This is a genomic window from Candidatus Desulfolinea nitratireducens, from assembly GCF_982879505.1.
Map to the genome: position 1 here is coordinate 1 of NZ_CEYOSI010000075.1, position 14,841 is coordinate 14,841.

The window sequence follows — 14,841 nt, forward strand, 5'->3', positions numbered from 1 at the left end:
TAAGGTAGTTAATCTAACCGATAGTGGTATGGCTGTCAAGGAAATGTGTTTGCGTGTTAGCGTTAAGTAGTAATGTCCTCTTTCCGACAAGTTAAAATGTCCCCTTATGAAAAAGGAGACATTGGATGGAGTTACTACAAATGAGCAAAAAAGAACTTAGCCGCGTAGAAGTCATGGAGCGCATGAAAACAAAAAAGATGACACAAAAGAAAGGGGCGGCAGCTCTGGGAATTAGTGTCAGGCAGATTAGACGACTAAGAAAAAGATACGAAGAAAAAGGTGCGGCAGGATTAGTTAATAAAAGTCGTGGCAAGCCAAGTAACAACCGTTTATCTTCGGAAATACGACAGCAAGCGATTGATTTACTACATAGTCTCTATGCCGATTTTGGTCCAACCTTTGCCCATGAAAAGTTGGTTGAGAAACACGATTTAGCACTCTCGTCCGGGAGTGTTCGTCAAATCATGATTAGAGAGAATTTGTGGACACCTCGCAAAGTAAAAAAGATCATTGCACACCAAATGCGAGAAAGGCGCGCCTGCGTTGGCGAGTTAGTGCAAATCGATGGCTCTCCACATCGCTGGTTTGAAGATCGCGCCCCAGCTTGTACACTGCTCGTGTTTATCGACGATGCAACTGGAAAGCTGGGTGAATTGCGATTTGTAAAGAGCGAAAGTTTCTTTAGCTACGCAGAAGCCTCCAGAGCCTATATTGAGCGTCACGGCAAGCCTGTAGCCTTCTACAGCGATAAACACGGCATATTCAGGGTCAATCAGCCCAGCGTAGGGGCAGGAGAGAACTTGACCCAATTTGGGCGAGCGATGCAAGAATTAGAGATAGCCATTATCTGCGCGAACACCCCCCAGGCAAAAGGGCGGGTAGAACGGGTAAATCTTACGCTCCAAGATCGTCTGGTCAAAGAAATGCGGCTTTTGGGAATCTCCAGCATGGAAGATGGCAATGCTTATCTGCCTGAATTTATGGAAGATTTCAATCGTCGTTTTGCGGTTGAGCCCCGTAGTAATTATGACGCTCATCGCCCGATTTTGCTCAAGGATAATCTTGACCAAATCCTGACTTGGCAAGAAACAAGAATCATCTCAAAAAACTTGAGTATCCAATTCCAGAATGTCGTTTACCAAATCCAAACGGAGCGTCCTTCTTACGCTTTGAGAAAAGCCAAAGTAACTGTCTGTTTGGATGCCAACGGCAAAGTCACCATCCTCTACATGGGCAAGGAGTTAGCCTATAAAATCTTCAAAACACAAACCAAACAATCTCAAATTCTGTCATCTAAAGATGTTGATCGCAAGGTAGACAAGGTTCGCAAGCAACACAAGCCCGCCTCTGACCATCCCTGGCGGAAAGGGTTTTCCACACCTTTGTCTGGACCCAAAGCGGACATTTCTACTTTAAGCAAATAGCGGACATTTTAACTTAACGTTGACAGAGGATTCGAGGCCAATTTTGAAATTGGTCAAAAATCCATATCCTGGCGACCTGAAAGGGCACGCAAAAGGGTGTTTTGGTCAGCATATTCAAGATCACCACCGACTGGAAGCCCGCGCGCAAGACGTGTCACCCGCAAATCGAAGCCTCCCAGGCGTTGACTCAGGTAGAGCGCAGTCGCATCGCCTTCCATGCTGGGGTTGGTTGCCAGAATAATTTCCTTGATATCGCTATTTTTTGCTCTCTCTAATAATGAATGTATCTTCAAATCATCGGGGCCAACCCCCTCGATCGGGGAAAGAGCGCCATGCAATACATGATACTTGCCCTGATATCCACCTGTCCGTTCAAGACTCAACACATCCAACGCATCTTCTACGACGCAGATCAGGCTGGCGTCTCTCCGAGAATCTGCGCAGATCTCACAAAACTCACGACCAGCAACCGTAATATTGAAACACTCCTGGCAAAATGCTAACTTTTCCTTAAAGCCATCCAGAGCGTCAGACAGGTCTTGCCCTAGATTGCTTGAATCACGCAGCAGATAAAATGCCAGCCGGGAAGCAGATTTAGGTCCAATGCCAGGCAAACGCTCAAAGGCGTTGACCAAATTTTGAAGGGGTTCGGGAAGAATCATTTTTCTCGAGTTCTAAAAGTTAGAAAGTTGGAAGGTTTTATGGTTTTATGGTTTTATGGTTTTATGGTTTTTCAACCTGCGACCCTTTTAACATTCAAACCTTAAAACGGTAACCCACTCGCCAACGGTCCCATGCGTTCTGCCGCTAACTCGCGAGATTTATCCAGGGCCATATTAACAGCCGATAGCACAAGGTCTTGAAGCATTTCAGCGTCGATATCTTCGAGAAACTCGGGAGCGATCTCAACAGCAGTGCATTTCTGATCACCGGTCACGGTCACCTTGATCGCCCCGCCTCCGGCCGTAGCCGTGACGGTTTCCTCAGCCAGCTTTTCTTGCGCTTCTGCCAATTGCTGTTGCATTTGCTGAAGCTGCTGCATCATCCCTGACTGTCCACCACCACCAGCCATGCTTTTCTGAAAACCTCGGTTTTTGCCTTTTCCTTTGGCCATCTTTACTCCTGAATATCCACAACTTCGCCGCCTGCCTGAATGGCAGCAGCGACCAATCCATTTTGGTCAACATCTGCGGGCACTTTGCCCTTGGCGTTGGTGACCACGCAACTTATCTTCAATCCTACCCCAAGCACGTCCATCATCGCCTTTTGGATGATTTCCATCTGCTCGGATTTTTCGATTTTTTCAACCAGCACATCGCTGGCTAATCCCAGCACAAGCGTATCACCTTGCACATCCAGCGATTTGCAGGAATTTAGTAACGCCTCCAGATTGGGAGAAGCCTTTTTTACACGCGCACGGATATCCGTCCACGCCTTGACAAGTTCTCCCCGGCTGACCAGTGCCTGCGGAGCTGTCGCTTCCTTGGGGCTGGCTTCCGTTTTTTTAGCGGAAGCAGGTTCCGGGGCTTGTGTCCGCTTAGCCTCCTGCCGGGGCGCGGTTTTTTTCTTGGGCTCGGTACGAGGCTTGGAAACGGGAGCGGGTTCGGCCTCATCCTGAATATCCAGCACATCTGCCAGGGCCAGCTCAAGACCGAGCGATGGCTGCCACCCGCCGCGCTGCGCAACAGCAGCAGTATTGAAGGCACGCATCATCCGCAAAACGGCAGAGGCTGAAAAATCTACCGCATGAACAGACATCCGAGTTTTCACATTCTGTGTTGCGTCGACCTGTGCGTCGTTGCCCATCTGAAAAAGCATCAGGGCACGCAGATAATCAACGATCTGCCGCGCAAGTTGACGGGGATCAGAACCGCCGTCCAGGGCACGGTGGATTGCCTGCAAACCGGAAGCGGGCTCATTATCACGGATGGCATCCACCAGTTCCAGCACGGTTTCATTGGTGGCTGTGCCGAGAACGGTTTGGGTCAGATCAAGGGTAATTTTCTCTCCTGTGGAGGCCAATTGATCCAGCAGAGAGATCGCATCGCGCATTCCGCCGGTAGCCTGACGGGCGATCAACTGCATTGCATCTGGCTCAACTTTCAGTTTCTCTCCTTTAGAGATGATCGTGAGCTGCTTAATAATGCTCTCCATTGGCACACGGCGAAACTCATGCCGTTGACAACGAGAGAGCACGGTAGCAGGGATTTTGTGTATTTCGGTCGTCGCAAGGATAAATATGGCGTGGCGAGGCGGCTCTTCAAGCGTTTTGAGCAAGGCATTGAAAGCCGGCGTGGAGAGCATATGAACTTCGTCGATGATGTAGATTTTGAACTGCCCCTGCGAAGGCGAAAAGTTGATCTTTTCGCGCAGATCACGAACATCGTCGACGCCATTATTCGAGGCGGCATCAATCTCGATCAGGTCAAGAAAGCGGCTCTCATTGACAGCTTTGCAATAATCACATTCGTCACAGGGGCGTTTTTCGACTTCTTGGGCCTGGCAATTGACAGCTTTGGCGAGTAATCGTGCCACAGTTGTCTTGCCCGTGCCACGCGGCCCTGCAAAAAGATAGGCATGTCCAACGCGCTCACCAACCAGGGCATTCTGCAGCGTCTGTGTGACGTGCGCCTGGCCGAGAACCTCATCCCATTTTTGGGGTCGCCATTTACGATAAAAAGCTTGAGTCATTTTTTTTAGTCTTTTGGTTTGATGGTCAGATAAGTCGATTTTTACCGGAGATCAACGAGGATGAACAAAGATCTTTCTTGACATTTTCCGCGTCTTTTGAGGTAACTACTCAGCATGGTAAAAATAGAACACGGATTCAACCTGATTTTTGCGGATTTTCACGGAGAAAAGCAAAAAGGTTTTTAAAATCCGTGTAAATCTGCCTGATCTGTGAGAATCCGCGTCCCATCTTGATAGAGACTGAGTAGTTACCTTTTGAGTATAAAAATCTCGGTTCATCTTTGTTTATCTTTATGGCACTTGATATGTCGCTCGCTCTGTTCCTTGCGGGTCAACAAGGGTTGCTTCCTCACCCGATTCCCAAACAGATTGACGCAATCCCCAATACAGATCAACAACGGTATCCTGCCCTGCAGCAGTGTGGATTTGAACAGCACCGCTGGGATATAAAGTCAGCTGTGGGAAGATATAGACTTTTTTATCATCATCTTCGAGATGCCAGCCCGCCAGATCCAGTTCCCCTTCGCCATTATAGCGCACCAAAACCATCTCTGTATCCAGCGCTCCTGCGCCAATCACACTGACAATATCGACCAATATTTCGGTATTAGGATCCAGCGTTACGGCTGAAGGAGCATTCTCTGAAGCAACAGCATTAATCGGGGCGGAGGGGATCACCGCTTGTCGATAAGTGCGATCATACCAAAACAGGATCGCCCCGGTCACAGCTGCCGAGACAAAGATATTAATGAGCAAAAACGGGAACCAATTCTGACGGTTTTTCATCGCCCCTTTATGATAGCACAATTCAGTGTTCAGTGGTCAGTTTTTAGTGCTCAGTGCAAATGCCACCCAATCCCCTGATTGGCGTCGCTCTTCTATATTAAGATGATGGGACTTTGCCGCTGCGAGGAGACGTTCTTCCTGCTCATCCAGAATACCGGAAAGGATCAACTTACCGTCGGGCGAAACCAACTTGCCCAAACCTGCTTCCATTAAACGGATCAGGATCGGGGCGAGGATATTTGCCACCACCAAGGGCGCAGATTTGAATTCAAAATTCCCCGCCAAAATCTCATCCACCGAGCCCTGACCGATGATGAACTCCTTACCGATCCCATTCACGTCGGCATTCTCGCGCGCCGATTCCACCGAAGCGGATTCGATATCCACGCCGAGGGCTTGCTCCACGCCCAGCTTCAATGCTGCAACCGAGAGGATCCCTGAGCCGCAGCCGACATCGATCATCGTTATTCGGGAATCAATATTCGATAATTCGTCCCCCAACTCCCGATTCCCAACTCCCGATTTACGGATATCGACGATCATTTCTTCCATCAATTCCAGCGCCAACTGCGTGGTGGGATGCGTTCCCGTCCCAAAGGCCATCCCGGGGTCGATCCTGATCGGGATGCGCGTCTCATCCGGGGAATCCATCCACGCGGGGACGATGATCAGTTTCTTGCCAACGGAGATCGGACGGTAATGTTTTTTCCAGGCTTCCATCCAGTTAGTATCCTGGATGGGAGTAAATGTTGGGGTCGGGATGGGCTGGATCATATTCAGATAGCCAAGACCCTGCTCCAGATGTTGACGAGTCTCCTCGAGGCCTTCGTCTGCAGGTAAATAGGCACGAACAACGACTTCTTCTGTCGGCGTGCCGGGATCATCCGCATCCTGATAGGTGATCCCGCGCTCGGCGACAACACCGCCCGGGGCATAGCGTGCAAAAACATCGGCAACAGCTTCGGCCAATTCACCATCTACGGTTAGGGAAACTTCAAGCCAGTTCATACAAACCTCTGCTTAAATAAAGAGAAATGAGCGTCTTTCTACTCATTTCTCTAAGCTCTCTTCATATTACCCACCAAACACTTCATTCACCCAATCCATAAAGCCACGTTCCTGCGGCTTGATCTCGGTATCGAGCGTGCCAGCCAATTGCTCGAAAATTTCGCGCTGTTCGCTGCTCAACTTGTTGGGAATATTCACATTGATAATGATCTTCTGATCGCCCCGTCCGCTGCGCTGCAAATGCGGCACACCACGGGCACGCAGCTTGAAGACCTTACCCGGCTGTGTACCAGCGGGAATGTTGAACTTCTCGCTGCCATCCACCGTGGGGACCTCGATCTCCGCGCCCATCACAGCCTGCGCAATATTGATATCGAGATTGAGCAGGATATCATCATCCCGCCGCTGGAAGAATTTATGCGGCTTGACATTCAAGACCATATACAGGTTGCCGCGCGGCCCACCGTTAACCCCGGGCTGGCCTTCACCGCCCAAACGGATCTGGGTCCCCTTCTCGACACCCGCCGGGATTTTGACTTTTTTCGTGATCGCCTTACGTTCCAACCCAATGCCCCGACAAGTACGACAGAGCGTCTCAATCGATTTTCCACGCCCATTACAATGCGGGCAAGCAGCCGTCTGCACGACCTGTCCCAATATCGTCTGGCGCACCTGACGGACCTCACCCTGCCCCTTGCAGGTGGCACAGGTATTGATCGCCGTGCCAGGTTCCGCACCGTCGCCGTTACAAGTGGAGCAAACTTCATCACGGGTGAACTCGATCTCTTTTTCCACGCCGAAGACGGCTTCATCAAAGTCAAGCGTGATATCTTTTTGCAGATCTCGCCCACGTCGGGGTGCGTTTCGAGAGCGGCTTCCGCCCATCCCACCGAACCCAAAGCTACCAAAAAGACCCTCGAATAGATCGGAAAAATCACCGGTAAAATCGTAATTCATCCCGCCAGCATCGCCCAGCCCGGCATGTCCAAAGCGGTCATATTGACTGCGCTTCTGTTGATCTGACAGGATGCCGTAAGCTTCGTTGATTTCCTTAAACTTCTCTTCAGCCTCCGCCTCTTTACTCACATCAGGATGATATTGACGCGCCAATCTGCGAAATGCCGATTTGATTTCATCTGCGGAGGCATTCTTCTGAATACCGAGAATTTCGTAATAATCACGTTTGCTCATAAATTCCTAAAAGTCATCGCGAGGGAAATTGCGTCGGGCTATCGCCCTCGCAATGACGTGCTCAATTAGACCTCTTCCGCTTCGCCTTCGACCACATCCTCGTCAGGGGCAGCCTCTTCATCAGCTTCACCATCTTCGGCAGAAGCCTCGGCCTGCGGCTCTTCGTAAACGCTGGCACCGATCTTTTGAACAACTTCGGTCAAAGCCTCGGTCGCCTTTTTGATCTCTTCCACGTCTTCGCTTTCCAGGACTTTACGAACTTCGGCCACAGCCTCTTTAACTTCTGTTTTCACTTCATCAGGGAGCTTCTCGCCCAAATCCTTGATCGCCTTTTCTGCGCCATAGGCGGTATTATCCGCCTGATTGCGCGCCTCGATCAAATCCTTCCGCTTGGCATCCTCATCGGCGTGCTCTTCCGCATCCTTGCGCATCTTCTCAACCTCTTCATCAGAGAGACCGGATGAGGCGGTGATCGTAATATCCTGACTGCGGCCAGTCGCCTTATCTTGCGCGGTGACTTTGATGATCCCATTCGCATCGATATCAAAAGTGACCTCAACCTGCGGAACACCTCGTTGTGCGGGCGGGATACCGTCTAGGATAAAGTTTCCCAGCGTTTTATTATCGCTCGCCATCGGGCGCTCACCCTGCAACACATGGATTTCAACCTGAGACTGGTTATCGCTGGCAGTAGAAAAAATCTGGCTCTTGCGAGTCGGGATGGTGGTATTACGTTCGATCAATCGAGTCGCCACGCCACCCAAAGTCTCAATGGATAGTGAAAGCGGAGAGACATCCAAAAGGAGGATATCTTTAACTTCACCGCCCAAAACGCCACCCTGAATGGCTGCACCAATCGCGACTACTTCGTCCGGATTGACACCCTTATGCGGATCCTTGCCAAAAAAGGCCTTGACACGATCCTGAACGGCGGGCATACGGGTCATCCCGCCAACCAGGACTATCTCGTTAATTTGGCTGGCCGTCAAACCGGCATCCGACAAAGCCTGCTTGACAGGGGCCATCGTGCGGTCCACCAGGTCGGCGGTCAATTGCTCGAGTTTGGCCCGCGTCAGGGTCAGGACCAAATGTTTTGGCCCGGATGCATCAGCAGTGACATAGGGCAGGTTGATTTCAGTCTGCATCATCGTTGATAGCTCGATCTTTGATTTCTCAGCCGCTTCCTTTAAACGCTGCAATGCCTGACGGTCTTTTGTCAGATCAATCCCGTTATCTTTTTTAAACTCCTTGGCAAGATGATCAATGATGCGCTGATCGAAATCATCACCACCAAGGAAGGTATCACCGCTGGTTGAGCGCACCTGAAAGACGCCATCGCCCACTTCCAGCACAGAAACATCGAAGGTCCCACCGCCCAAATCGTAGACGATGATGATCTCATTGTCTTTTTTATCCAGGCCATAAGCTAGGGAGGAAGCGGTCGGTTCGTTGATAATGCGCAAAACTTCAAGACCGGCAATTTTGCCTGCATCTTTTGTTGCGTTGCGCTGGGCGTCATTAAAATAGGCAGGGACCGTGATCACAGCCTGCGTGACCGTTTCTCCGAGATATGCCTCAGCATCCGCTTTGATCTTGGCAAGGATCATGGCAGAAACCTCAGGAGCAGAATACTCTTTTTTATCCAGTGTCACGCGGACGTCGCCGTTTGATGCGCCAGAAATTGTGTAGGGCACACGGGCTATCGTGTCCTGTACTTCGGGGTCATCAAATTTTCGCCCCATAAAACGCTTGATCGAAGAGACTGTGTTTTCAGGGTTGACAATAGATTGGTTGCGGGCAACACGCCCAACCAATCGTTCGTGATTTTTGTTAACAGCCACTACCGAGGGAACCAGACGTTCTCCCTCTGCCGATGGAATGACGGTTGGCTCGCCGCCAGACATAACTGCAGCCACCGAGTTGGTTGTGCCAAGGTCAATACCGATAATTTTACTCATGAATAATTTCTCCTAATGTAAACATTTATTCCAGGTAGAGTTTATGCGCGCCGTGGGTTACCGGGAAACATGAAAACTCTACGCATTTTTAATTATTCTGCTACCCGCACCATCGCCGGGCGAATAACTCGCTCACCGAGCATATAACCCTGCGCTAAAACCTCGATAACCTGACCACTTTCATGGCCGGCACTTGGGGTTTGCGCAATTGCCTCGTGGAAGTTGGGGTCAAAATCAGCGTTTTCTGCTTCAATACGGGTGATGCCTTCCGCTTCCAAAACGCCTTCCAATTTTCGATAAATGAGTTGAATCCCCTCCACCCAGGGGTCTTCGGGGGCATTCTGCAAGGCGCGTGCCATATCGTCCATGGCAGGTAAAAAACGTTTGATAATATCGCCTTTCATGGTCTGATATTTCAATGCCTGGTCACGGTCAATACGCTTTTTATAATTGGAAAATTCTGCCAAAGAACGCAGCAGCTCATCTTGCTTTTCAACAACTTCGGCTTTGCTATCTTCCAGTTCCTGCTTTAAGGCCTGGTACTCATCAACGCCAACTAATCTGGCCTCAAAACCTTCGGCATTGGCCTGTTTTTCGCTTTGCTCTTTTTGTTCTTTCTTATCTTTATTATCTTTAGTATTTTTATTTTTCTTGCTTTCAGCCATCATTTCTTACTCTCCAGAAAGATTTTCTGTAATCAAGCCGCTCAAAAGATCGGCCATAAATCGTACTGTGGGGATGGTGCGTGCATAATGCATCCGCATGGGACCGAGTACGCCCAGGGTGCCCACGGCTTGCCCGGGGACACCATACCTTGCCAGCACCATCGAACATTGCCGCAACTCTTCCCAGCCTTCGTCACCACCGATCAAAACCTGTACCCCACCAATACTGGAATCTGCTATTGTGCTGGAGAGCAAATCCTGTAGACGGGACCGTTCATCAAAGAAACGCAGTGTACGGCGACCTCCATCTGAGTCGGCAAAGGAGGGTTCGGCAAGAATATTCGCCATGCCATCCATATAAATCTCACCAGCTGAACCATCACCACGCTGGTGCATCTCTTGTTGGATGAGTAAAAGAATATCTTTCTCCAACAGATCTGTGCGAGAGGGCAGCGCCGAAATCGCTTCTTCTGACAAAGACTTCAAGCTCTGATTAAGCCGTTCTGCGACCAGGCTAAGCCGACCTTGAGGAATTGTTTCGGCCAGGGTCAGAACTTGCTGGGAAATATCGCCACCTGCAAAAACCAACACCATCAAAACTTGTCTTCCCTGTGTTGAAATCAACTCAACATGTTTGAAAATAACTTGTTCATTACGCGGAGCAGTGATGAGGGAAACTATCTGCGTTTGATGTGCCAAAACGGATGCCGCCAGAGTCATCCACTGCTCAATGCTGGAATGCGCCTGTGTAAATTGATGGCTGATCGTCCGCTGAATAGCATTGGGCAGATCTGCCTGGTGCATCACCTGACTGACAAAATAACGGTAGCCATCTTCGGTCGGGATACGTCCCGATGTCGTGCGCAGATAACCCATTTCCGTGAGAGCACGCATTTCGTTGCGTACCGTCGCGGAGCTGATATCCATTCTATAATTCTTAACCAGCAACTTTGAACCGACCGGCTGTCCGCTATCAATATATTCGCGCACTACCAGCATCAGAATCGTTTTTTGGCGTTCAGTCAGTTTATTCATCGGCACAGGCATCTTTTTAGCACCCTCAAGAACAGGGTGCTAAGTCTATAGCAAACGATGATACCATGCGCAAAAATGAGCGTCAAATAAGAAGTTCGTTAACGGATACTTTAAAGAAAAAAGCTGCCAATCTCACGGCAGCTTATGGAAATACTGAAAGGGTATTCTCAGGGAAGTGGTCTCCAGGCAGGATCAATGTCATTCCCAGGATCGGTTGTCAACCGGGTGCGGGAATCACCCGAAGCAGTCATCAAGTATATATCGCGATTGTTACCATCTTTGCCTTCAAAAGCGAGCAATAACCCATCTTCTGAGTAATCTACATCCCTTACAGGAAGAGGAGTTGCGTCCACATCCACTCCTTCTCCACCTCGGTTTTCATAATCAATACTCATCAACCAGGTTCTCGAGGTAATACCTGAAGAGTGCTGATTATACAGAATGGCCGTTCCATCAGGTGACCAAACAGGAAGGATATCCCAAAAAGTGTATCCGCTTCTGGTAATTTGCTCTGATGATTGTCCCGTATCAGTCATTACCCAAATTTGATAAGCACTATATCGGCGAATGGAATAGGCGATCTGATTCCCAAATGGCGACCAGGCTGGTTGGCGAGCAAATTCATCTCTGTTTGTATCAGTTAATCTGTGAACATTGTTATCCTCAAGATTAATTGTATATATTTGCAGATGGCCATCGCGTAGGGAGGTAAATGCAATTCGTTTGCCATCAGGCGACCAGGCTGGCTCAAAATCTCCACCGGCAGCTGTGGTGAGTTGAGACAGATTTGTACCATCGGCATCAACGACATATAAACTGGAGCCTGTTAATATATCCTGATCTACCTTGCAGGGGGAAACAAAAACTATTTTTTCTCCGTCAGGCGACCAGTCCGGCTGACAGGCCCCGTCAGATAAGTTAGTAATTGGTCGGATTCCCTTCCCTCCGGTGTTTACCAGATAAACTTGAGGAGTACCGGCGCGATCAGAAACAAAGGCAATTTGCCCTGGATCTCCCCCAAGCGGGGTTGTTAATGGGATGGGAGTGTCGGTGGGGGTTGATGTAAACACTGGGGTAATTGTCGCAGTTGGCACTTCGGTTTCCGTCGCAGTTGGTTCCACAGTTTCCGTTGCAGTTGCAGACTCATTAAGAAGGGGCAGCGCCTCTGTCGCCGTTTCTAGAGGAGACACAGTGGTTGGGGTAGCTGTTGGTGCAGCAATTAACCCAAAGTCAGCAAGCGTGGCTGAAATTTGTGGATAATACAAAGCTGTTGCGGCGGCACCAACAACAATAAAAATCAATATCAGCAAGAAGCGAATGAATTTCCAGCGTTCTTTACGGCGCTCTTTAAGACGTTTCTTACGTGGTGACTCTGCGACCGGAGGTGTGAGTGGGACCCCAATCATAGAGAGATCCTTATCCGGAGTGTCTTTAGCCTTATCTACAGAAATTTTCTCAATTGAAGCCAGCGGCACGGAAGGAGATGGGGTAATATTGAAATCATCCTGAACAAGCCGCTGTGTCTTAGAACTAGAAGCAAGCAAAGCTTTTCGAAAGTCATCGGCCGTCTGGAAGCGATCATCTGCATCCACTTCCATTGCTTTTTCCACTGCTACGGCTAACCGTCGAGAAACTTTTGGCGAACGTTTTCGAACTGGCGTCAGCTCGACATTTTCCATGGCTCGTGCCAGGCCATCTTCAGGGATCACACCTGTCAATGCGGCATAGAGGGTGGCACCTAATGAGTAAATATCAGTCCGCGGATCGGTGCGCGCTGTGCCATATTGTTCAGGTGGTGAGTAGCCAGGGGTCATGGCGCGTGCGCCTGTTGTAGTAATCTGACTCCCTTGGATCACTTTTGCCAAACCAAAATCGACGAGGAAAATTTCTCCATTAGGAGAGATTTTTACATTACCTGGTTTCACATCCCGATGTAAAATAGGTGGCTTTCGCGAATGGAGGTAATGAAGCGCTTTGCCCATCGCCGCGCCAATCAAGATCACCTCATCATCGGGGAGGGTGCTGGTACGCTCCATCCTTTGGCGAAGATCTTCGCCCTCGATATAGTCCATGACAAGGTATTGCCCTTGATCCTCAATAACAAAATGATCGGTAACACGTGTCAAGTTGGGCTGGCGCAAATTTGCCAATATAATGGCCTCAAGCCGAAATTGGCGTGCGTACTCATCCGTTGTAAAAAGATTTTCCTTAACAGCAACATCTACACCGAGATTTTCATCTACGGCGCGATAGACCGATCCCATTCCCCCTTGCCCAAGGATTTCCATAATACGATAACGATTGTGGAGGATTGCACCGCGTTCCAGCGTCATTAGTAAAAAAGTTCTCCGAAGCTATAATTTCATAGTTTACAAGTGTTGCCGATTATAACAGAGAGTGTTCTCAGATTTTGGGGTAAATCTTTTAATTTCATGGTAATTAATGTGAAGAGCGAAAAGATAAAAATGGCAACCATGGGAGATAATAATATTTTTTTGGAGGAATGATTTTAATGGGGGCGCTTATTGAGTTGACGATAAATGCCCTTTTATTGTACACTCAACGCATGCAAAAGTCATTTACTCGTTGGCGAGATATTCCCGCAATTATCCTGTTTGCTATGATTCTTTTTACTTCTTCTGCAAGGCTAGTCTCTACCGACTGGACGCCTGATCTTGAGGTTGCAAGAAATGTTAGTCTTTTGAGTTTGTTGCTCGGTCTTGCTCTTGGAATAAGTCGCTTAAAAAAATTCGGAGTAATATTGCTTACGCTCAGCTTTAGCATATTAATTGTGCCCTGGCAATTACTCAGTATCATAGACCAGAAACATCTTCTCATTACTCGGATTACAAAAGGCAGCAGCCGTCTGTTATCTGGATTTAACCAATTGGCTGAAAGACAACCAGTAGATGATCACATCTTTTTTATTATGCTCATGGTGATGGTTTTTTGGTTTACAGGATTATATGCAAGCTACGTCTTTGTACGGTATCAAAACATCATCGCGGCATTATTTCCATCTACTTTGATTATCCTCATTGTTCAATACTATGATCAGACAAGTGAAACTTCGTTTTGGAGTATAGGCATTTACTTCCTTTTTGTCTTTGTTTTGCTAGGGCGCCTAAATTTTCTGGAAAATAAAGAACGTTGGCAAAGGGAAAATGTATTTACAGACCCTGGTATTGGACTTGATATCTCGATCATTACACTTTCTGCTACCGCAATCATAGTCTTGTTTGCCTGGAGTATCCCAAGCTCTCGTGCTGAATGGGCTGCAATTGCAAGTTGGTGGCAAAATTCAACCGGCTCCTTGACTGATGCACAAAAACAACTAGGCAATGCTTTTGCGTCTATTGATGAAAAACCAGTAGAAGATAGCGGAGACTTATATAAATCCAGATTGCTCTTAGGCGAAAGACCTTTTCAGAACAATCAAATACTTTTTACAGCCCATATCTCAGACGGGCGCTTGGCTCAACGGTATTATTGGAAATTACGCGTATACGATATTTACGAAGATGGATATTGGAGTCACTCACAAGATACTCTCACCAGATTCATCCCATCCATGGTAGAAATCCACCCACCAAATACAGATACCAGTTTCTTTCAAGAGTTTGTCTTTACCAACAAAATCCCATCCCAAAGCGTATTGTTAACTGTTCAACAACCAATTAATATCAGCTCAAATACACAGGTGGTATATACGCCTTTACCTGATGGGACTATGGATATTAGTCGGTTGCTCGCCCAATCATCACTAAATTCAAATGAGAGCTATACCATAAAATCAGCTCTTGCTGAACCAACTATAGCTAAAATGCGTCAGGCCGGAACAGAATACCCCGATTGGGTTGTTGAGCGTTATCTCCAGCTTCCTGAAGATTTTCCTGAAAGCATCCGCGAACTTGCAGCGGAGCTCTCTCTCAACCAGGAAACTCCCTATGACCAAGCCTTCGCTATCACTAGCTATCTTCGTTCCGAGATATTTTACGATGAGAAAATACCCTCTCCACCACAGGATCAAGATCCTATTGAGTGGTTCCTGTTTACTTGGAAAAGAGGGTTCTGTAATTATTC

12 protein-coding genes are annotated in these 14,841 nt (G+C 48.3%); 2 read left to right on the forward strand and 10 right to left on the reverse strand.

The features are described 5' to 3' along the window. Positions 1-140 precede the first annotated feature (140 nt). Positions 141-1,424, forward strand: coding sequence for an ISNCY family transposase (locus AC3DOM_RS08370; protein ID WP_487918588.1), 1,284 nt, complete (start codon positions 141-143; stop codon positions 1,422-1,424). 53 nt (positions 1,425-1,477) lie between these two features. Here AC3DOM_RS08370 and recR read toward each other — a convergent pair whose 3' ends face one another. From recR to AC3DOM_RS08420, 10 genes are all read right to left on the reverse strand, one after another. After that, positions 1,478-2,086, reverse strand: coding sequence for a recombination mediator RecR (recR, locus tag AC3DOM_RS08375; RefSeq protein WP_487918589.1), 609 nt, complete (start codon positions 2,084-2,086; stop codon positions 1,478-1,480). Between the two features lie 101 nt (positions 2,087-2,187). After that, on the reverse strand, positions 2,188-2,538 hold the full coding sequence (locus AC3DOM_RS08380; RefSeq protein WP_487918590.1) for a YbaB/EbfC family nucleoid-associated protein: 351 nt from the start codon (positions 2,536-2,538) through the stop codon (positions 2,188-2,190). Between the two features lie 2 nt (positions 2,539-2,540). Next, positions 2,541-4,115 (reverse strand): DNA polymerase III subunit gamma/tau, encoded by a 1,575-nt coding sequence (dnaX, locus tag AC3DOM_RS08385; RefSeq protein ID WP_487918591.1) that lies wholly within the window; start codon positions 4,113-4,115, stop codon positions 2,541-2,543. A 291-nt stretch (positions 4,116-4,406) separates the two neighbouring features. Continuing rightward, the gene (locus tag AC3DOM_RS08390; protein WP_487918592.1) at positions 4,407-4,901 is read right to left on the reverse strand and encodes a lamin tail domain-containing protein; all 495 of its coding nucleotides are present in this window, start codon (positions 4,899-4,901) and stop codon (positions 4,407-4,409) included. 36 nt (positions 4,902-4,937) lie between these two features. After that, positions 4,938-5,909, reverse strand: a complete 972-nt coding sequence (locus tag AC3DOM_RS08395; RefSeq protein ID WP_487918593.1) for a 50S ribosomal protein L11 methyltransferase — start codon at positions 5,907-5,909, stop codon at positions 4,938-4,940. Positions 5,910-5,975: 66 nt separating this feature from the next. Continuing rightward, the gene (gene dnaJ, locus AC3DOM_RS08400) at positions 5,976-7,100 is read right to left on the reverse strand and encodes a molecular chaperone DnaJ (RefSeq protein ID WP_487918594.1); all 1,125 of its coding nucleotides are present in this window, start codon (positions 7,098-7,100) and stop codon (positions 5,976-5,978) included. Between the two features lie 65 nt (positions 7,101-7,165). Further along, positions 7,166-9,058, reverse strand: coding sequence for a molecular chaperone DnaK (dnaK, locus tag AC3DOM_RS08405; protein WP_487918595.1), 1,893 nt, complete (start codon positions 9,056-9,058; stop codon positions 7,166-7,168). Between the two features lie 92 nt (positions 9,059-9,150). Further along, positions 9,151-9,726: a nucleotide exchange factor GrpE gene (locus tag AC3DOM_RS08410; RefSeq protein WP_487918596.1), complete on the reverse strand. Its 576-nt coding sequence runs from the start codon at positions 9,724-9,726 to the stop codon at positions 9,151-9,153. Positions 9,727-9,729: 3 nt separating this feature from the next. Next, entirely contained in the window at positions 9,730-10,758 is a 1,029-nt protein-coding gene (gene hrcA, locus AC3DOM_RS08415; RefSeq protein WP_487918597.1) for a heat-inducible transcriptional repressor HrcA, read from the reverse strand. Positions 10,759-10,925: 167 nt separating this feature from the next. Then, positions 10,926-13,091, reverse strand: coding sequence for a protein kinase domain-containing protein (locus AC3DOM_RS08420; protein WP_487918598.1), 2,166 nt, complete (start codon positions 13,089-13,091; stop codon positions 10,926-10,928). Positions 13,092-13,270: 179 nt separating this feature from the next. Between AC3DOM_RS08420 and AC3DOM_RS08425 the strand changes: the two genes are divergently transcribed. Continuing rightward, positions 13,271-14,841: transglutaminase TgpA family protein (locus AC3DOM_RS08425; protein ID WP_487918599.1), on the forward strand; the 1,571-nt coding region annotated here is incomplete at its 3' end.

Excerpts from the sequence above, each read along its gene's own strand:
- AC3DOM_RS08420 (WP_487918598.1), bottom strand. The coding sequence starts at position 13,091 with ATGACGCTGGAACGCGGTGCAATCCTCCACAATCGTTATCGTATTATG.
- dnaK (WP_487918595.1), bottom strand. The coding sequence starts at position 9,058 with ATGAGTAAAATTATCGGTATTGACCTTGGCACAACCAACTCGGTGGCT.
- AC3DOM_RS08370 (WP_487918588.1), top strand. The coding sequence starts at position 141 with ATGAGCAAAAAAGAACTTAGCCGCGTAGAAGTCATGGAGCGCATGAAA.
- hrcA (WP_487918597.1), bottom strand. The coding sequence starts at position 10,758 with ATGAATAAACTGACTGAACGCCAAAAAACGATTCTGATGCTGGTAGTG.
- AC3DOM_RS08380 (WP_487918590.1), bottom strand. The coding sequence starts at position 2,538 with ATGGCCAAAGGAAAAGGCAAAAACCGAGGTTTTCAGAAAAGCATGGCT.
- recR (WP_487918589.1), bottom strand. The coding sequence starts at position 2,086 with ATGATTCTTCCCGAACCCCTTCAAAATTTGGTCAACGCCTTTGAGCGT.
- dnaX (WP_487918591.1), bottom strand. The coding sequence starts at position 4,115 with ATGACTCAAGCTTTTTATCGTAAATGGCGACCCCAAAAATGGGATGAG.
- AC3DOM_RS08410 (WP_487918596.1), bottom strand. The coding sequence starts at position 9,726 with ATGATGGCTGAAAGCAAGAAAAATAAAAATACTAAAGATAATAAAGAT.
- AC3DOM_RS08395 (WP_487918593.1), bottom strand. The coding sequence starts at position 5,909 with ATGAACTGGCTTGAAGTTTCCCTAACCGTAGATGGTGAATTGGCCGAA.
- AC3DOM_RS08390 (WP_487918592.1), bottom strand. The coding sequence starts at position 4,901 with ATGAAAAACCGTCAGAATTGGTTCCCGTTTTTGCTCATTAATATCTTT.
- dnaJ (WP_487918594.1), bottom strand. The coding sequence starts at position 7,100 with ATGAGCAAACGTGATTATTACGAAATTCTCGGTATTCAGAAGAATGCC.